General features: G+C 73.6%; 15 protein-coding genes. 9 read left to right on the forward strand and 6 right to left on the reverse strand.

Going from position 1 to position 17,108, the window contains the following annotated elements:
* Nucleotides 1-5 precede the first annotated feature (5 nt).
* From hydA to ACFY4B_RS06245, 3 genes are all read left to right on the forward strand, one after another.
* The gene (hydA, locus tag ACFY4B_RS06235) at nucleotides 6-1,454 is read left to right on the forward strand and encodes a dihydropyrimidinase (protein WP_387966674.1); all 1,449 of its coding nucleotides are present in this window, start codon (nucleotides 6-8) and stop codon (nucleotides 1,452-1,454) included.
* Nucleotides 1,455-1,632: 178 nt separating this feature from the next.
* Nucleotides 1,633-2,646 carry a TIGR03842 family LLM class F420-dependent oxidoreductase gene (locus ACFY4B_RS06240; RefSeq protein WP_387820187.1) on the forward strand — a complete coding sequence of 338 codons (1,014 nt, stop codon included), beginning with the start codon at nucleotides 1,633-1,635 and terminating at the stop codon, nucleotides 2,644-2,646.
* A 63-nt stretch (nucleotides 2,647-2,709) separates the two neighbouring features.
* Nucleotides 2,710-4,266: an NCS1 family nucleobase:cation symporter-1 gene (locus tag ACFY4B_RS06245; protein WP_387966675.1), complete on the forward strand. Its 1,557-nt coding sequence runs from the start codon at nucleotides 2,710-2,712 to the stop codon at nucleotides 4,264-4,266.
* Between the two features lie 58 nt (nucleotides 4,267-4,324).
* Here ACFY4B_RS06245 and ACFY4B_RS06250 read toward each other — a convergent pair whose 3' ends face one another.
* On the reverse strand, nucleotides 4,325-5,569 hold the full coding sequence (locus tag ACFY4B_RS06250; protein WP_387966676.1) for a glycosyltransferase: 1,245 nt from the start codon (nucleotides 5,567-5,569) through the stop codon (nucleotides 4,325-4,327).
* Between the two features lie 285 nt (nucleotides 5,570-5,854).
* On the opposite strand from ACFY4B_RS06250, the gene ACFY4B_RS06255 reads away from it, so the two are divergent.
* Nucleotides 5,855-6,121: a GlsB/YeaQ/YmgE family stress response membrane protein gene (locus ACFY4B_RS06255; RefSeq protein ID WP_117491020.1), complete on the forward strand. Its 267-nt coding sequence runs from the start codon at nucleotides 5,855-5,857 to the stop codon at nucleotides 6,119-6,121.
* A gap of 206 nt (nucleotides 6,122-6,327) precedes the next feature.
* Nucleotides 6,328-6,591: a GlsB/YeaQ/YmgE family stress response membrane protein gene (locus tag ACFY4B_RS06260; RefSeq protein ID WP_063780048.1), complete on the forward strand. Its 264-nt coding sequence runs from the start codon at nucleotides 6,328-6,330 to the stop codon at nucleotides 6,589-6,591.
* Nucleotides 6,592-6,692: 101 nt separating this feature from the next.
* Here the strand turns inward: ACFY4B_RS06260 and ACFY4B_RS06265 are convergent, their stop codons facing one another.
* The 5 genes from ACFY4B_RS06265 to ACFY4B_RS06285 form a co-directional block, all read right to left on the reverse strand.
* A complete protein-coding gene (locus ACFY4B_RS06265; protein WP_387966677.1) occupies nucleotides 6,693-7,616 on the reverse strand; it encodes an ADP-ribosylglycohydrolase family protein in 924 nt (307 codons plus the stop codon).
* Between the two features lie 108 nt (nucleotides 7,617-7,724).
* A complete protein-coding gene (locus ACFY4B_RS06270) occupies nucleotides 7,725-8,312 on the reverse strand; it encodes a TetR family transcriptional regulator (RefSeq protein ID WP_049649716.1) in 588 nt (195 codons plus the stop codon).
* A 79-nt stretch (nucleotides 8,313-8,391) separates the two neighbouring features.
* Nucleotides 8,392-9,405 carry an aldo/keto reductase gene (locus ACFY4B_RS06275; RefSeq protein ID WP_387966678.1) on the reverse strand — a complete coding sequence of 338 codons (1,014 nt, stop codon included), beginning with the start codon at nucleotides 9,403-9,405 and terminating at the stop codon, nucleotides 8,392-8,394.
* A gap of 239 nt (nucleotides 9,406-9,644) precedes the next feature.
* Nucleotides 9,645-9,947 carry a GNAT family N-acetyltransferase gene (locus ACFY4B_RS06280; RefSeq protein WP_049649718.1) on the reverse strand — a complete coding sequence of 101 codons (303 nt, stop codon included), beginning with the start codon at nucleotides 9,945-9,947 and terminating at the stop codon, nucleotides 9,645-9,647.
* A 49-nt stretch (nucleotides 9,948-9,996) separates the two neighbouring features.
* A complete protein-coding gene (locus ACFY4B_RS06285; protein WP_387966680.1) occupies nucleotides 9,997-10,884 on the reverse strand; it encodes a class I SAM-dependent methyltransferase in 888 nt (295 codons plus the stop codon).
* A 197-nt stretch (nucleotides 10,885-11,081) separates the two neighbouring features.
* On the opposite strand from ACFY4B_RS06285, the gene ACFY4B_RS06290 reads away from it, so the two are divergent.
* The 4 genes from ACFY4B_RS06290 (at nucleotide 11,082) to paaA (ending at nucleotide 17,090) form a co-directional block, all read left to right on the forward strand.
* Complete coding sequence (locus tag ACFY4B_RS06290) at nucleotides 11,082-12,584, forward strand: histidine kinase (RefSeq protein WP_387966682.1); 1,503 nt, start codon at nucleotides 11,082-11,084, stop codon at nucleotides 12,582-12,584.
* Nucleotides 12,581-13,240 (forward strand): response regulator transcription factor, encoded by a 660-nt coding sequence (locus ACFY4B_RS06295; protein ID WP_049649719.1) that lies wholly within the window; start codon nucleotides 12,581-12,583, stop codon nucleotides 13,238-13,240. Before ACFY4B_RS06290 ends, ACFY4B_RS06295 begins: the two co-directional genes overlap by 4 nt.
* Before the next feature lie 843 nt (nucleotides 13,241-14,083).
* On the forward strand, nucleotides 14,084-15,757 hold the full coding sequence (locus ACFY4B_RS06300; protein WP_387966683.1) for a M20 family metallopeptidase: 1,674 nt from the start codon (nucleotides 14,084-14,086) through the stop codon (nucleotides 15,755-15,757).
* Nucleotides 15,758-16,088: 331 nt separating this feature from the next.
* On the forward strand, nucleotides 16,089-17,090 hold the full coding sequence (paaA, locus tag ACFY4B_RS06305; RefSeq protein WP_117491030.1) for a 1,2-phenylacetyl-CoA epoxidase subunit PaaA: 1,002 nt from the start codon (nucleotides 16,089-16,091) through the stop codon (nucleotides 17,088-17,090).
* Nucleotides 17,091-17,108: the final 18 nt, after the last annotated feature.

The raw sequence follows: 17,108 nt of genomic DNA on the forward strand, positions 1-17,108 counted from the left end.
GCGCGATGACCACCAACGACGTGAGGGTCACCCGCGACCCGCACCAGCGCACCGTCGTCCGCGGCGGCCTCGTCATCACCGCCACCGAGGAACTCCACGCCGACGTCCTGATCGAGGGCGAGCGCGTCGCCGCCCTGGCCACCACCGGCAGCTCCGCCGCCGAGGCCTGGACCGCCGACACCGTCATCGACGCCACCGGCCACTACGTCATCCCGGGCGGCGTCGACGCCCACACCCACATGGAGCTGCCGTTCGGCGGCACCGCGGCCTCCGACACCTTCGAGACCGGCACCCGCGCCGCGGCCTGGGGCGGCACCACCACCATCGTGGACTTCGCCGTCCAGTCGGTCGGCGGCTCGTTGCGCGAGGGCCTGGACACCTGGCACGCCAAGGCCGAGGGCAACTGCGCGATCGACTACGCCTTCCACACCATCGTCTCCGACGTCAACGACGCCGTGCTCAAGGAGATGGACACCCTCGTGGACTCCGGCGAGTCCACCTCCTTCAAGCTCTTCATGGCCTACCCCGGCGTCTTCTACAGCGACGACGGCCGCATCCTGCGGGCCATGCAGCGCGGCGCCGCCAACGGCGGGCTGATCATGATGCACGCGGAGAACGGCATCGCCATCGACGTCCTGGTCGAACAGGCGCTCGCCGCCGGGAGGACCGCCCCCCGCTACCACGGCGAGGTCCGGCGCGAACTGCTGGAGGCCGAGGCCACCCACCGGGCGATCAAGCTCGCCCAGGTGGCCGGCAGCCCGCTCTACGTGGTGCACGTCTCCGCCGCCGCCGCGCTCGCCGAACTCGTCGGGGCCCGGGACGCCGGCCTCAACGTCTTCGGCGAGACCTGCCCGCAGTACCTCTTCCTCTCCACCGACAACCTCGCCGAGGAGGGCGCCGACGGCTTCGAGGGCGCCAAGTACGTGTGCAGCACGCCGCTCAGACCGCGCGAGCACCAGGAGGCGCTCTGGCGCGGGCTGCGCACCAACGACCTCCAGGTGGTCTCCACCGACCACTGCCCGTTCTGCTTCGTCGGCCAGAAGGAGCTGGGCCGGGGCGACTTCTCGAAGATCCCCAACGGCCTGCCGGGCGTCGAGAACCGGATGGACCTGCTCCACCAGGCCGTGGTGGACGGGCACATCAGCCGGCGCCGCTGGGTCGAGATCGCCTGCACCACCCCGGCCCGGATGTTCGGCCTGCACCCGCGCAAGGGCACCATCGCCCCGGGTGCCGACGCCGACCTGGTGGTCTACGACCCCACCGCGGTGCAGACCGTCTCCGCCGCGACCCACCACATGAACGTGGACTACTCGGCCTACGAGGGCCGTCGACTCACCGGCCGGGTGCGGACGGTGGTGTCGCGCGGCACCGTCGTGCTGGACGACGGCGACTGGCGCGGCCGGGCCGGCCACGGCACCTTCCTGCGCCGGGACACCTGCCAGTACCTGGTCTGATCCCTCTCCCGATTCCCGCCCCTCCCGTTCCTCCCGTTCCTCGACGTCCACCCGCCGCCGCCCGGTCTGCCGGCCGTCCGGTCGCCCGCCCGCCCGGCTGCCGGCCCGGCCCTTCGACCGGGGCGACCGATCCGGTCGACGGCCGGGTGGCGGTCAAAACCCTTACCTGGAGCCCCTCATGGACATCGGCCTCGTCCTCCAGACCGACCCGCCCGCCCGACTGCTCATCGACCGGATGATCCGCGCCGAGCAGGCCGGGTTCAGCCACGGCTGGACCTTCGACTCCTGCGTGCTGTGGCAGGAGCCCTTCGTCATCTACAGCCGGATCCTCGCCGAGACGGAGCGGATGACCGTCGGCCCGATGGTCACCAACCCCTCCACCCGCACCTGGGAGGTGACCGCCTCCACGTTCGCCACGCTCAACGACATGTACGGCAACCGGACCGTCTGCGGCATCGGCCGCGGCGACTCCGCCATGCGGGTCGCCGGGCGGAGCCCCGCCACCCTCGCCCGGCTCTCCGAAGCCATGCACGCCATCAAGGAGTTGGCCGAGGGGCGCACCGCCGAGGTGGACGGCAGCGAGATGCACCTGCCGTGGGTCCGCGCCGGCGCCTCCCTGCCGATCTGGATGGGGGCTTACGGGCCGAAGGCGTTGAACCTGACCGGACGTCAGGCCGACGGCTTCATCCTGCAGTTGGCCGACCCCTACCTCACCGAGTTCATGGTCAAGGCGGTGCGGGCCGCCGCCGTCGAGGCCGGCCGGGATCCGGAGTCGATCACCATCTGCGTCGCCGCCCCGGCCTACGTCACCGCCGACGACTCGCCCGAGGCGCTCGCCCACGCCCGGGAGCAGTGCCGCTGGTTCGGCGGGATGGTCGGCAACCACGTCGCCGACCTGGTCAGCCACTACGGCGAGCACTCCGACCTGGTACCGGAGGCGCTCACCGACTACATCAAGGACCGCCAGGGCTACGACTACAGCCACCACGGGCGGGCCGGGAACCCGGACACGGCCTTCGTCCCGGACGGGATCATCGACCGCTTCTGCCTGATCGGCCCGGTGGAGGCGCAGCGGGCCCGACTGGCGGAGCTCCGCTCGCTCGGCGTCGACCAGTTCGCCGTCTACGCCATGCACGACGCCATCGAGACCACCATCGACGCGTACGGGACGGACGTCATCCCGCACCTGTGACCCCGCCCGGCGCCCCCACCCGAGCTCAGCCGCGGATCCGCCCGCGGCGGACGGGAGTTGCCCATGCCCGGAACCGCGACCAGTGACGGCAGACAGTGGCACCACCCCGACGGCCGGGTCGAACTCGACCCGGCCGCCGGGGACTTGCCTCCCAACGGCTTCACCAGCGACGACCTGCGGCCGGTCCCGGTGGCACGGCGTACCTGGACCACGTACAACTTCCTCGCGCTCTGGGTCGGCATGGCCCACAACATCCCGTCCTGGACGATGGCTTCGGGCCTGGTCACGCTCGGCATGGACTGGAAGCAGGCGGTGCTGACGATCGCGCTCGCCAACCTCCTCGTGCTGGTCCCGATGCTGCTCACCGGGCACGCCGGCACCAAGTACGGCATCCCGTTCCCGGTCTTCGCCCGGGCCGCCTTCGGGCTGCGCGGCGCCAACCTGCCCGCCCTGCTGCGGGCGGCGGTGGCCTGCGCCTGGTTCGGCATCCAGACCTGGATCGGCGGCGAGGGCATCTTCCTGCTGGCGGGCAAGCTGTTCGGCGAATCCTGGCGCACGGCCGGTGAGTTCGGCGGCTACCCGTGGACGCAGTGGCTCTCGTTCCTGCTGTTCTGGCTGATCGAGATGGCCATCATCGCGCGGGGGATGGAGGCGCTGCGGCGGTTCGAGAACTGGGCGGCGCCGTTCGTCATCGTCGGCGCGCTCGCGCTGCTGGTGTGGATCACCGTCAAGGCGGGCGGGCTCGGGCCATTGCTCGACCAGCCGTCCAGGCTGGGGTGGGGCGGCGGCTTCTGGAAGGTCTTCTTCCCCGCGCTGATGGGCATGATCGGGTTCTGGTCCACCCTCTCGCTGAACATCCCCGACTTCACCCGCTTCGGCGGCAGCCAGCGGGCCCAGATACGCGGGCAGGCGCTCGGCCTGCCGACCACGATGACGCTCTTCGCGTTCCTGTCCGTGCTGGTCACCTCGGGCTCCGAGGCGGTCTACGGGGCCCCGGTGTGGGACCCGATCCAGCTGGCCGCCACGATGGAGAACCCGGTCGGCATCCTGTTCGCGCTGCTGACCGTGCTGGTCGCGACGCTGTCGGTGAACATCGCCGCCAACGTGGTGTCGCCCGCGTACGACCTCGCCAACCTGCTGCCCCGCTTCGTCACCTTCCGGACCGGGGCGCTGATCACGGGGGTGGTCGGGATCGTGATCCTCCCGTGGCGGCTGATCTCCGACCCGCACGTGTACATCTTCACCTGGCTCGGTGTGGTCGGCGGGCTGCTCGGCACGGTCGGCGGAGTGCTGATCGCCGACTACTGGGCCCTGCGCCGCACCCGCCTCCGGCTCGCCGAGCTGTACCGCCCGGGCGGGGCGTACTGGTACGCGGCCGGCTGGAACTGGCGGGCCGTGACGGCGCTGCTGGTGGGCGGCGTGCTGGCCGTCGGCGGCTCGTACTCCACCGTCGACGCCGACGGTGCGAAGCAGGGACCCTTCCCGGCGGACGGCCTGATCCCCGTCCTCAAGCCGCTCGCCGACTACGGCTGGGCCGTCGGGCTGACGGCGGCGGCCGTGGTGTACCTGGGGCTGAGCGGGGTGTTCGGGAGGGGGAGCGGGGAAGCGGGGGAGGGCTGACGGGAGAGGGCGAATGACTGACGGGTGACAGCGAACAGCTGACAGATTTCGAAAGTTGTCAGCTGTTCGCTGAAACCCGTTCGACGGCGGCGAGGACCTTGGCCGCGCCGTCCTCGGCGGCCAGGGCGGTGGCGACGGCTCGGGCGCGGGTGCGGTAGCGGGGGTCGTCGAGCGTCAGGCGGAGGGAGGTGGCGAGGCGGGCGGGGGTGAGGCCGCGCAGGGGGACGGGGCCGGGGGAGACGCCGAGCCGGGCCAGTCGGGCGGACCAGAACGGTGCGTCGAGCTGGGCGGGCACGGGGACGGCGGGGGTCCCGGAGCGGAGGGTGGCGGCCGTGGTGCCGGCACCCGCGTGGTGGACCACGGCGGCGGTGCGGGGGAAGAGCCAGTCGTGCGGGGTGTCGCCGACGGTCAGGACGGAGTCCGAGTCCTCGGCGGCCAGTCCGCTCCACCCCGACTGGAGCAGGAGGCGCACCCGGGCGGCGCGGGCGGCGGCGAGGACGGTCGCGGTCAGCCGCTCGGCGTCGGGGACGACCAGGCTGCCGAAGCCGACGAAGACCGGCGGCGGCCCGGCGGCCAGGAAGTCGAGCAGCCGGGCCGGGGGCTGCCGGTCCGGCCGGTCGGCCGGCCACCAGTAGCCCGCCACCTCCAGTCGGGGGCGCCAGTCGGCGGGTCGGGGCACCACCAGTGGCGAGAAGCCGTGCAGGACGGGGTGGTTGCGGCGGGCCCGGGCGATGCCGAGCGGCGGCAGGCCGAGCCGACGGCGCAGCCCGCGGACGGCCGGGACGAACAACTGGTCGGTCGCGGCCTGGACGGCGTGTCCCGCCAGCAGGTTGCCGGACCGGCCGAGCGATCGGGTGCCGGTGACGGCGGGCGCGAACTCCCGGGTGGGGGCGAGGGGTTGGAGGTACAGCCCGATGCTGGGGATGCCGGCCGCCTCGGCGGCTACCTGGCCGAGTGCGCTGGTGGTGCTGGTGGTCAGCAGCAGGTCGGTCCCGAGCGCCGTGGCGTCGGCGATGCCGTCGCCGAGTGCGGGCATGAACCTCCGGCCGAGCCGCAGGAGTTGCAGGACGGTGCCGGGTCCGCTGCCGGCCCGCAGCAGGCGCCGGCCCTCAGCGGAGGCGAGTTCGGCGCGCGGGTCGACCGGCAGCGGGCGGAACTCCAGCCCGGCGGCCCGTACCGACTCGGCGAAGGTGTCGTGGGTGGCGACGGCCACCTGATGCCCGGCCGCCCGCAGCCGGACGCCGAGCCCGGTGAAGGGGGCCACGTCACCCCGGGAGCCGGCGGTGGCGATCAGGATGCGCATGGCCGCAGTATTTCGGCGTGGGCGGCGCGCGGGAAGGGCGCCACGCGCGGGCGGTCCGGCCTGGGCGGCCGGTGTCGTCCGCCGGTCCCGTCCGCCGGCCCCGTCCGCCGGCCCCGTCCGCCGGTCCCGTCGGCCGGTCTCGTCCGCCGGGTTCGGACGGTGCTGCGCGGGTGGCCGACCGGGGCGGCCGACGCGGGTGGCGGAACCGGGCGGCGGGCGGTGGCGTCCTTGCGGGCAGAGCGGACGGGACGGGGCCGTCGCGCCTTGGACGGGAAGGGATGCCGGATGAGCATCGTCGCGTGGATCGTGCTGGGCCTGCTGGCCGGTGCGCTGGCCAAGCTGCTGCTGCCGGGGAAGGACCCGGGCGGCCTGATCGTGACCACCCTGATCGGCATCGCCGGCTCCTTCGTCGGCGGCTGGATCGCGTCGCACTTCATGCACCGCTCGATCTCCGCGCACTTCTTCGACGCGGCGACCTGGGTGTCGGCGATCGGCGGCGCCCTGGTGCTGCTGATCGCCTACCGGCTGCTGTTCGGCAACTCGCGCCGCTGACGGAATGGTTCGGTGCGGCCCCGGCGTGCGGGAGACGGCGGGGCGTGCCGGGGGAGGAGTTCCGCCGACCGGTACGACGGCGCCCGGATGGCCGGTTCGAACCGGTCCTTGCCGGTGCTGGAACGGTGCGAGGCCCTCGTACGTCCTTCCGAACGGGACCCGGGGGCTCGACGGGGTCGCCACACCGATGACGCAAGGGGCGGCGGATGAGCTGGATGGCGTGGATCGTGCTGGGCCTGGTGTCGGGGACACTGGCCAGGATGGCGATGTCGAGGGGGGAGCGCGGTCTGATCGGCAGCACCCTGATCGGCATCACCGGCTCCTACATCGGCACCTGGATCGTCTCGCACTGGATGCACGGGACGGTGAAGGTGAGCTTCCTCGACGTCACGACCTGGGTGTCGGCGATCGGCGGCGCCATGGTCCTGCTCTTCGGCTACAAGGTGCTCCGCTTCCTTGCCCGGCGCTGACCATCTGGTGCTGACGGCTCGATGCTGATGGCTCGGCGCTGACGGCTCGGTGCTGACCGCCGGGCTCTGAAGCCGGGCGGTCAGCACCCGGCACCGCCCGGTTACCGGTCGGCGGTCCGGGACGCCTCGGCGACCCAGCCCGGGAGCGGCTCGCGCGCGGCGAGCCAGCCGGGCGGCACGTCCGCGAGACCGGTCCGGGCGGCGGTCACACCGGCGGCGATGGCGCAGGTGGTGTCCTTGTCGCCCCAGCCCTCCAGGGTGTTCCAGATGGTCTCCGGCAGCGAGTCCAGGTGCCCGGCCGCGGACCAGAGGGCGAACGGCACGGTGTCCGCGGCGGAGATCAGCGCTCCCGAGCCGAGCACGGTGGCGGCGTGCCGGACGCTGGTGTGCTCGGGCATCCGGGCGGCGATCCGGAGCCCGGAGCGGACCTCGCTGTCCGGCAGCCGTCCGGCGATCTCGGTCAGCAACTCGGCCCGGCCGGGCGGGTTTCCGCCCCGGCTGCGGACCGCCAGCGCCGCCGCGAGCGCGACCGCCACCGCACCGGCGACGGCCTCCGGGTGGAAGTGGGTGGTGAGCGCCTGCAGTTCGGCCTGCCGGACCACCGTGTCGAGGTCCTCGGCGAACCAGGCGCCCAGCGGCGCGACCCGCATCGCGGCGCCGTTCCCGTGCGAGCCCTGACCCTCGAACTGGGCCGCGGTGATGGCGCGCCAGTCCCCGCCGGCGCCGATCCCGCGCAGGACCCGGTGCATCGACGGGCCGTACTTGCGCCCGTACTCGCGGGCGTACTCGGCGGCGAACTCCCGGGCGAGCGCGTCCGGTCGGACCTCGCCCGCGTCGAGCAGGTGGCGGACCAGCACAAGCGCCATGGCGGTGTCGTCGGTCCAGTGCCAGGGTGCGGGCCGGACCAGCCGGGCGGCGAGCGCGGCGGGCGCCTCGTCCAGCGGGACCGAGAACCACCGGTCGCCGAAGGCGTCGCCGAGGGCGAGTCCTTCCAGGCTGTCCAGGACCGGGCGGGCCGCACGCATGTCATCCTCCATGTGAGATCAACTGTGTGCGGCAGTCTGCCGGAGGGGGCAGGACGCCGGCGAGCGGTTATTCCTCCGCTCGCCGGCGCCACATCTGCTGACGGTTCGTCACTTCGCCTTCAGGCCACCGAGGACGAGCTTCCAGACGGCGTCGAACCGGTCGTCGACGTCGGGGGTGGACCAGGTGGAGGCGTAGGCCGGGTCGTGGAAGGGGCCGGTCGCGTCGAAGACGGCGCGGGCGGTGTTGCGGATGTGGGCGAGCTTGAACTCCTTGGTCTCGATGCCCTCCGCCACCATCCGCGAGATCTGGTCGACCAGGGTGTCGACGTGGGTGTCCACCAGGCCGCTGTTCTCCTCGACCAGCACCATGTAGGTGGCGAACAGCTCCGGGTCGTCCAGCGCCTTCTTCCGCTTGGCCGTGAACAGCGCCGTCAGCCACCGCTGCAGCCGCTCGGAGGCGGGGCCGCCCTCGTTGGAGACGGTCGACAGCTCGTGGTGCGCCTGGTCGAGCCAGCGCTGGGTGACCGCTTCGCGCAGCGCGGCCTTGCTGGGGAAGTGGCGGTAGACGCTGCTGTGGCTGACGCCGAGGATGCGGGCGACGTCCACGACGGTGGCCTTGGCCGGGCCGAACCGCCGGAGGACATCCTCCGCCGCGCTCAGGATCTGCTCGGCGGTGAGTGTGGTGTCCGTGGTCACGGGGAGGTCCGTCCTTAGGTCGTGCGGTCGGGTCGTGCGGCGATGGCGCCGGTGGTGCGGCGCGGCGCTGGAGGTGCGGTCAGCGCTCGCTGTCCAGGTGGGCCATCTGTGCGGCAGCGTACCGGTCACCGGCGGCGGAGCCGGCGGGTACGGCGGCCTCGACGGCGGCGAGGTCGGCCTCGGTCAGCGCGACGTCGAGGGCGCCGAGGGCCTCGGTCAGGCGGTCCCGGCGGCGGGCCCCGACCAGCGGGACGACGTCCTGACCGCGGGAGGCCACCCAGGCGATGGCGACCTGGGCGACGGTGGCGCCCCGTGCGACGGCGATCTCGCGCAGGGCCTCGACCAGTGCCAGGTTGTGGGCCAGGTTCTCGCCCTGGAAGCGCGGGCTGTGGCTGCGGAAGTCGGTCCCGGCGAGGGCCCGTTCCCGGTCCCAGTGGCCGCCGAGCAGGCCGCGGGAGAGCACGCCGTACGCGGTGATGCCGATGCCGAGCTCGCGGGCGGCGGGCAGGACGGCGGCCTCGATCGAGCGGGAGAGCAGCGAGTACTCGATCTGGAGGTCGCTGATCGGGTGGACGGCGGCGGCCCGGCGCAGGGTGTCGGCGCCGACCTCGGAGAGCCCGATGTGGCGGACGTAGCCGGCCTGCACCAGGTCGGCGATGGCGCCGACGGTCTCCTCGACCGGGACGCCCGGGTCCAGGCGGGCCGGGCGGTAGACGTCGACGTGGTCGGTGCGCAGGCGGCGCAGGGTGTAGGCGAGCGCCGTCTTGGTGGCGGCGGGGCTCGCGTCGTAGCCGAGCCACTGGCCGTCGGGGCCGCGCTGGGCGCCGAACTTCACGCTGATCTGCACGCTCTCGCGGTCGCGGCCGCGCAGCGCCTCGTGGATCAGCAGCTCGTTGTGGCCCATGCCGTAGAAGTCGCCGGTGTCGAGGAGGGTGACCCCGGCGTCGAGGGCGGCGTGGATGGTGGCGATGCTCTCGGCCTCGTCGGCCGGGCCGTACAGGTCGGACATGCCCATGCAGCCGAGGCCGAGGGCCGAGGTGACCGGTCCGGTGGTGCCGAGGGCGCGCCGGGCGGGGCGGGTGTGGGAGGACACGGGTGACTCCAAGGGGGCGGGGGCGGTGCCGGAGGGGCAGGAGCAGGGTGACCCGGGTCTCACTGTGACACGACAGCGAACAGATTTCAAAATCTGTTCGCTGTCGTCTGTTATCTGAAAGTTGAAATCTGTCGACTGTCATTTGTTCGGCGGACGGGCGGACGGGCGGACATGCGTGCGGTCGGGCGGACGGGCGGGCGACTGCGGCATGGCGGCAGACGCCCGCACCGAAGCCGACATCAGTCGGCGACCCGGCTCCGGTTCTCGTACGCGAGGTCGGTGTACTCGGGGTGGCGGAGCATCCAGCCCTTGATGAAGGGGCAGGTGGCCAGCACGGACAGGCCGCGGGCGCGGGCGTCGTCCAGGGCGGCGCGGGCCAGCGCGCTGCCGATGCCCCGGCCCTCGAAGGCGGGCTCGACCACGGTGTGCGGATAGACCACCAGCTGGTCGCTGCGCAGGTACTCGGCGAAGCCCGCCGGCTTCCCGTCCTCCCAGGCCTCGAAGCGGTTCCGGGCTTCCACGTCACGTACCGAGATGGTCATCGCGGCTCCTCACTGCGGGAGAGTCGGAGCCGGGCCCGGCCCCGGTCCATCATCGGGGGAGCGGGGCCGCCCCGCCCGCTGATCCGGACGTTGTGTCCGTGGCGGTCGTCGTGCTCGGTGCCTTGTCCGGGGGTGCTGGTTCGACCGCCGGCCCGACAGCGGGCCCGACAGCGGGGCTCCCGGCCGGTGCCCAGGTCTCGCGGCCGCCCGGCGACCGCAGCAGGCAGGCGCGGGCGGGCGGCACATTGCGCCACACCGTGCGCTCGCCCAGCCCGTACGCCTGCTCGAACCGCCGCAGCAGCCGGACCACCGCCCGGTGGCGGGCGCCCCGGCGGGGGCCGGAGGTGAGGCTGCGCGCCGTCGTCGTGCCGAGGTACCCGAAGTACGTCAGCTCGCCGCCGGGCGCCAGCAGCCGCAGGTAGAGGTCGAGGATGTCGCGCACCTGTGCGGGCTCGAAGTTGGTGAACGGCAGCCCGGACACGATCACGTCGTACCGCTGCCCGCGGTCCTCCGCCCGGGCCCCTTCCGGCGCCGGTCGACGGCACTCCGGCAGCTCCTCGACCCGGCAGGCCGACAGTCGCAGGCCGACCCCGGGGTGGCGTGCGGCGAGGACCGGGTCCTCCCGCAGCCGTTCGGCGAACCGCGGGTTGGCCTCGACGACGTGCAACCGGTCGCCCGGGCGCAGTACTTGGGCCAGTCGGCGGGTGACCACGCCGGTGCCGGCGCCGACCTCCAGCACCGAGATCGGACGGTTCGGGCGGCTGGTGACCGGTACCACCAGGGCGTTCACCAGCTCCGGGCCGCTCGGGGCCAGCGCGCCGGTGTCGTGGAAGGTGCGCAGGGCCTCGGCGAGGAACAGCAGGTGGTCGCCGCCGGCGGGCGAACTGTACAGGGGGGAAGGGGGGTCCGGACGGTGGTGGAGCCGTTCGTTGGTCATGCCGTCGACGCTAGGCAGGGCGGAGCCGCCGCGAATCGGCCGGTCAGCGGCGCCGACCCCCGACGAAAGTCGAGGGTGCGGTTACCCGGAAGACAGAGGCGCTCCGCGGCCGAGCGCCCCTAGCATCGAGCCCGAGGTGCCCAAGGGTGGACGTACGGAAGGCTTTCGGGCCGAGGAGAGCGGAAAGGAGGAGCACCATGCGCCGGAGTGTGCTCGGCTGGTACGGGCCGGACCACCGGGCCGGGACGGACACGTTGCTGCTGCTCGGCCTGCTCGGCCTGACCATCGAGGAGGCCCTCGCCCAGTGGACGCAGACTGACGGTCCGCTGCGCCTGCCGCGCACGGTCGTCGCCGCGCTCGCGGCGGTCTCGCTCTTCTTCGCCCGCCGCCACCCGGTGGCCTCGGCCGTGCTGCCGGTGCTCACGGGCGGGCTGTTCAACCGGGCCGTCCCCGGCCTGTTCAGCGTCTTCCACCTCGCCTACCTCGGCCGGCCGGGCCTGGCGATGGCGGGCGGCTCGGTCATCGCGGTGGCCAGTGCGGTGGGTGTGGACTCACTGGTCGGCCGGGCGGGTACCGCCGGGTCCCAACTCCTGGTCCAGGCCGCCACGATGGCGGTCGGCCTGTGGCTGCGGGGCAGACGGGTGCTGATCCGCACCCTGCACGAGCAGGTCGACGCGCTGCGCCGCGAGCGCGAGCTGCGCGCCGAACAGGCCCGGTCCGCCGAACGGGCCCGGATCGCCCGGGAGATGCACGACGTGCTGGCCCACCGGCTCAGCCTCCTGGTCCTGCACGCCGGGGTGCTGCGCGACCAGGCCAGGGCCGGCACCGTCGCCGACGACCCCGACCGGCTCACCCACCGCCTCGAACTGCTGCGCACCACCGCCGCCCGGTCGCTCGACGACCTGCGCGACGTCCTGGGCGCGCTGCGGGCCGACCCGTCGGCCCCGCCCGCCACGGGAGGCGAGCCGTCCGTGCCCGTCGAGGCCGGGCGCGTCCCGGCGCCCGCGCTGCGCGACCTCACCGAGCTCGTCGGCGAGGCGACCCAGGCCGGCCAACGGGTCGAACTCACCCTCTCCGGGGAGCCGGAGACCATCCCGACCACCCACCGGCTGGCCGTGCACCGGCTGGTGCAGGAGGCGCTGACCAACGCCCGCAAGCACGCGCACGCCGCGCCCGTCACCGTCCGGGTCGGCTACGGGGCGCCGGCGACGACGGTCGAGGTCCGCAACGGCCCGGGCGAGGCGCCGTTGGGCGGGCCGGGCACCGGTGGCGGGTACGGGCTGGTGGGGCTGGCCGAACGGGTCGGCGCCCTCGGCGGCCACTTCGACGCCGGTCCGGACGGTGGCGGCGGCTTCCGGCTCTCCGCCCGGTTACCCGCGCCGGACCGCCCGCCGCAGGCGGTGCCGGAGGAGGCTTCCGTCCGGCTCCGTGGCGACGGTCCGGATCCACAGTCGGCGCGCGCGGTGGCGCACCCCGGGCGGGCGTCGCCGCGGCCGGAGCGGGGGAAGGGGACGCCAGGGGCGCGGCAATCGCAGGAAGGGGCGCAGGGGGCGCGAAGAGTGAAGCAGTCGGAGCCACCGAAGCAACCGAAGCGACCGGAGGAACCGACGCAGCCGAACCAATCGACGCAAGCGACGCAACCGACGCGAGCGAAGCACGTTGAGCAGGAACCGAAGCCGCAGCCGAAGGACGCCGCATGATCCGAACAATGGTGGTCGACGACGACGCGCTGGTCCGTCTCGGCCTGGTCGACCTCCTGGCCCAGGACCCGGAGCTCACCGTGGTCGCCGAGGCCGCCGATGGGCTGCAGGCCGTCGAGCTCGCCGCCGGTCGGCGGATCGACGTCGCGCTGATGGACATCCGGATGCCCCGGCTCGACGGGATCGCCGCCACCCGGCGGCTGCGCGAACTCCCCGACGGTCCGCGGGTCATCGCCCTCACCACCTTCGACCTGGACGAGTACGTGTACCAGGCGCTCGCGGCCGGGGCGGACGGCTTCCTGCTGAAGGACACCCCGCCCGCGGAGATCGCCCGGGCCGTCCATGTCGTCGCCGGCGGCCAGGGGATGCTGCACCCGGCGGCCGCTCGGCGGCTGATCGACCGCTACCACCGGGTCGGGGCGCCCCGGTCGGTGGCCGCCCGCAGCCGGGCCGCCGGACTCACCCCGCGGGAGACGGACGTACTGCGCGAACTCGCCGACGGGCTCTCCAATGCCGAGATCGCCGGTGTGCTCGGGATGCGCGAGAGCACGGTCAAGGCGCACGTCAGTCGGATCCTGACCGGGCTCGGAGTCGCCAACCGGGTCCAGGCGGCGCTGCTCGCACGCGACGCCGGGCTGATGGGCGACGGCGGCTGAGGACGGACGGCTGGGATCGGCCGGGCCCGGGTTCGGGTGCCCAGGTGCCGGGGTGCCCGGGTGCCGATCGGTCGTGCACCCGCGGGTACGTTCGCGAACGTTCGCGAACGCGCATATCCGGGCGCTGTCCCGCTGTTCCGGGGTGCCGCCCCGTTGTGCCAGGGGTTGCAGCCGAAGCACGTCGGGGCTCGGTGGGGCACATCGGGGCACGGCATCGGCCGGTGTTCACCTTGGCGTTCCCCGGACGTTCCTCCGGAGTCGGGGCGGATGTCGAAGCGGGCTTCCATGAGCCGCCGCGTGCTCCCGGTTCGTATCGCGTGCTGAGCCGCTGTCACCCATCCGGCGTGGAAATGCCGTGCCTTGGCCGTTTGCGCTGCCGAACTCGGGCGGCGGGTCCATGGTGGAGATGGGCGCGATCCGGCGACCGCGTCCGCGCGCCGATCCAGGCCCGCGCGCCGAGCGCCCGCGCCGAAAGCGGACGGGTGTTGTCCGAAGCGGGGCCCGGTACCGGCACGCTGGGAACAGGGCCACCTCGCAGGAAACCGAACGGTTCTTCTAGGCTCACATCTCGGCTTCCCTGCGGCGGTCCGGCCACTGCGCCCACCGCCACGAAGCCGCCGTCCACGGGGCTCCGGGCGGACCGGGGCCACCGGATCGAGCGAGGAGGACGCACATGCCAAGCACGCCGCCCAACCGTTCCACCGTACTTGGGCCAGACAGGCCGATTCGGTGGGCCGCTCATCATCCCGGTCGGCCGGTGCGGTCCGGCCGGGCCTGGTACCCGGGCGGGAGCGGTCGGCCGGCACGGCCGCTGTATACCGGCGGCGGCCGCGGAGGCGAGCGTTGAGTCCCCAGATCGTCGGGTCGCCCGCCGCACCGGGCGCCGCCGCGGAACCCGCCCCGACGTCGGTCGCCGTCCCGGCCGCCACCGACGGTGAGGCCCTTGCCGCCGCCACGGCCACTGCGACCGCCGCCGCCGCTACCGCCGCAGCCACCGCTACCACCACCAACGGCACCGCCGCCGGCACCGCAACTGCCGCTGCGGATCCGGGCACTACGGTCTCGGCCCCTGCGCTTCCCGCCGCTTCGGTCCAGGCCACCGCGGCCGCTTCCGGTGCCGCGAAGACCGTCGTGGCCAAGGTGGCCGTCACCACGACCGCAGCCGCAAAGTCCGCCCTCACGAAATCCGCCCTCACCAAACCCGTCGTCGCGAAGGCCGCGGCGGCGAAGAGCCCCGTGACGAAGAGCCCCGCGACGAAGAACGTCGTGGCGAAGAACGTCGTCGCGAAGCCCGCGACGGGCCCGGCCGCCACCGCCTCCCACGGGGCCGCCGCCGTCACCACGGCGCTGCCCGGTGTGCCGCAGGCGCTCAGCACCCGGGCCCGTACCCTCGCCGGGGCCGTCCGGCGTCGCTGTGTCGACCTGGCGCGGATCGAGTCGCCCAGTGGGGACGCCCCCAGACTCGACGCGCTCGCCGAGGAGTTGGCGGCCGGCTTCTGTGCCACCGGTGCCACCGCCCGGCGTGAACCCGGACCGGCCGGCGACCACCTCGTACTGGAGTGGGAGGGTCGGGACGAGTCCCTGCCGCACCTGCTGATCGTCGGGCACCACGACACCGTGTGGCCGGTCGGCACCCTCGCGGACTGGCCGGTGACGGAGGAGGACGGCCGACTTACCGGGCCCGGCGTGGTCGACATGAAGGGCGGACTCGCCATCCTGGAGGGGGCGTTGTCGCTGCTCGCGGACCTGGGTGAGCGCCCGCACCGGACCGTCCGCCTGGTCGTGGTCTCCGACGAGGAGGTGGGCAGCCCCGACGGACGCCGCCTGGTCGAGCGCCAGCTGCGCGGAGCCGCCGCGGTCCTGGGTCTCGAACCGCCGCACCCCGACGGTCGGTTGAAGACCGCGCGGCGCGGCAGCACCCGGGTGCGGCTCACCGTGACCGGCCGCGAGGCGCACGCGGGCAATGACGCCCACGACGGGGTGTCCGCGGTCGACGAGCTGGTGGACCAGCTCGTGCTGGTGCGCGACCTCGCCGGTCAGCCCGGCACCGAGCTCAACGCCGGTCGGATCAGCGGTGGTTCGCGCGCCAACGTGGTCGCCGGCCGGGCCGAGGCCGAGCTGGGGCTGCGCTTCGCCACGGTCGAGGCGCAGCGCCGTACGCTGGACAACCTCGCCCGGCTCACCGCGCTGCGTCCGGGCGCCCGGGTGCGTACGGAGGTGCTGTCCAGCCGTCCGGCCTGGCCCGAGCGGACCGGCAACCCGCTGTTGCGGCACGTGCGTTCGCTCGCCGCGGTGCTCGGGCAGCAGTTGGACGGCGCTCCGGCGGGCGGGGCGGGGGACACCAACCTGCCGGGCTCGCGCGGGCTTCCGACCCTGGACGGCTTCGGCGCGGTGGGCGCCGGGGCCCACGCCCGGCACGAGCACATCCGGGTCGACCAGATCGCTCCCCGGATCGCCCTGCTGGCGGCGCTGCTCGCGGTGCCGCTGCCGCGACTGCGCGACCGCGCGGAGGGCTGAGCCGGTGGTGAGCCGCTGACGGCCGGGAGCCGGTCGCCGGTCGCCGGCCCCCGGCAGTCGGCGGCGGCGAACGTAGAACGGCGGACAGCGGACAGCGGACGGCGGACGGCGGACGTAGAGCAGCGAATGTAGAGCAGCGAACAGAGAACAGAATACAGCCGACGGATAACAGCTGACAGATTTCAGAATCTGTCAGCTGTTATCTGTTGCGCACCTTGCCATCCCTCAGCCCCTCCGCGCAGAATGGTACCGACCGAACGGTCAGTCGGTTGGCCGGTGCTCCAGGCGGCCTCCGGGCAGGAGACGAGAGGGGACTGTGGTGACAGCAGAGGTGGCCGAGACGGTCCCCGCGCAGACGCTGGAGGACCGGTTCGAGGCGGTCGTCGCCGCCGAGCAGCGGATCGAGCCCAGGGACTGGATGCCCGACGCCTACCGGGCCACCCTGATCCGCCAGATCGCCCAGCACGCCCACTCCGAGATCATCGGCATGCAGCCCGAGGGCAACTGGCTGACCCGGGCCCCGTCCCTGCGCCGCAAGGCCATCCTGCTCGCCAAGGCCCAGGACGAGGCCGGCCACGGCCTCTACCTCTACGCCGCCGCCGAGACCCTGGGCGTCGACCGCGCCGAGCTCACCGAGAAGCTGATCTCCGGCCGCCAGAAGTACTCCTCGATCTTCAACTACCCGACCCTCACCTTCGCCGACGTCGGCGTGATCGGCTGGCTGGTGGACGGCGCCGCGATCTGCAACCAGGTCCCGCTCTGCCGCTGCAGCTACGGCCCGTACGCCCGCGCGATGGTGCGGATCTGCAAGGAGGAGTCCTTCCACCAGCGCCAGGGCTACGAGCTCCTGATGACGCTGATGCGCGGCACCGAGGCCCAGCGCCGGATGGTCCAGGACGCGGTGGACCGCTGGTGGTGGCCGTCGCTGATGATGTTCGGCCCCTCGGACGCCGACTCGCCGAACACCGCCCGCTCGATGGCCTGGCGGATCAAGCGGCACAGCAACGACGAGCTGCGCCGGCGCTTCGTCGACATGACCGTCCCGCAGGCCGAGCACCTGGGCGTCACCCTCCCGGACCCCGAGCTGCGCTGGAACGAGGAGCGCGGCGGCTGGGACTTCGGCGAGCCGGACTGGTCCGAGCTGACCAGGGTCATCCACGGCCAGGGCCCCTGCAACGCCCAGCGGGTCGAACGCCGCCGCACCGCCCACGAGGACGGCGCCTGGGTGCGCGAGGCGGCCGTCGCCTACGCGGCCAAGCGCGCGGCCGAGGCCGCCGGGCCCACGGAAGCCTCCGAAGCCACCAATGTGACCGAACAGGAGAACGGAAAGTGACCGACCCCCAGGTTGGCT

It is taken from the genome of Kitasatospora sp. NPDC001261, assembly GCF_042896795.1.
GTDB lineage: Bacteria > Actinomycetota > Actinomycetes > Streptomycetales > Streptomycetaceae > Kitasatospora.

What these genes read in the sequence shown, in the direction of transcription:
- hydA (WP_387966674.1), top strand. Translation starts at nt 6, where the DNA reads ATGACCACCAACGACGTGAGGGTCACCCGCGACCCGCACCAGCGCACC.
- ACFY4B_RS06240 (WP_387820187.1), top strand. Translation starts at nt 1,633, where the DNA reads ATGGACATCGGCCTCGTCCTCCAGACCGACCCGCCCGCCCGACTGCTC.
- ACFY4B_RS06245 (WP_387966675.1), top strand. Translation starts at nt 2,710, where the DNA reads ATGCCCGGAACCGCGACCAGTGACGGCAGACAGTGGCACCACCCCGAC.
- ACFY4B_RS06250 (WP_387966676.1), bottom strand. Translation starts at nt 5,569, where the DNA reads ATGCGCATCCTGATCGCCACCGCCGGCTCCCGGGGTGACGTGGCCCCC.
- ACFY4B_RS06255 (WP_117491020.1), top strand. Translation starts at nt 5,855, where the DNA reads ATGAGCATCGTCGCGTGGATCGTGCTGGGCCTGCTGGCCGGTGCGCTG.
- ACFY4B_RS06260 (WP_063780048.1), top strand. Translation starts at nt 6,328, where the DNA reads ATGAGCTGGATGGCGTGGATCGTGCTGGGCCTGGTGTCGGGGACACTG.
- ACFY4B_RS06265 (WP_387966677.1), bottom strand. Translation starts at nt 7,616, where the DNA reads ATGCGTGCGGCCCGCCCGGTCCTGGACAGCCTGGAAGGACTCGCCCTC.
- ACFY4B_RS06280 (WP_049649718.1), bottom strand. Translation starts at nt 9,947, where the DNA reads ATGACCATCTCGGTACGTGACGTGGAAGCCCGGAACCGCTTCGAGGCC.
- ACFY4B_RS06285 (WP_387966680.1), bottom strand. Translation starts at nt 10,884, where the DNA reads ATGACCAACGAACGGCTCCACCACCGTCCGGACCCCCCTTCCCCCCTG.
- ACFY4B_RS06290 (WP_387966682.1), top strand. Translation starts at nt 11,082, where the DNA reads ATGCGCCGGAGTGTGCTCGGCTGGTACGGGCCGGACCACCGGGCCGGG.
- ACFY4B_RS06295 (WP_049649719.1), top strand. Translation starts at nt 12,581, where the DNA reads ATGATCCGAACAATGGTGGTCGACGACGACGCGCTGGTCCGTCTCGGC.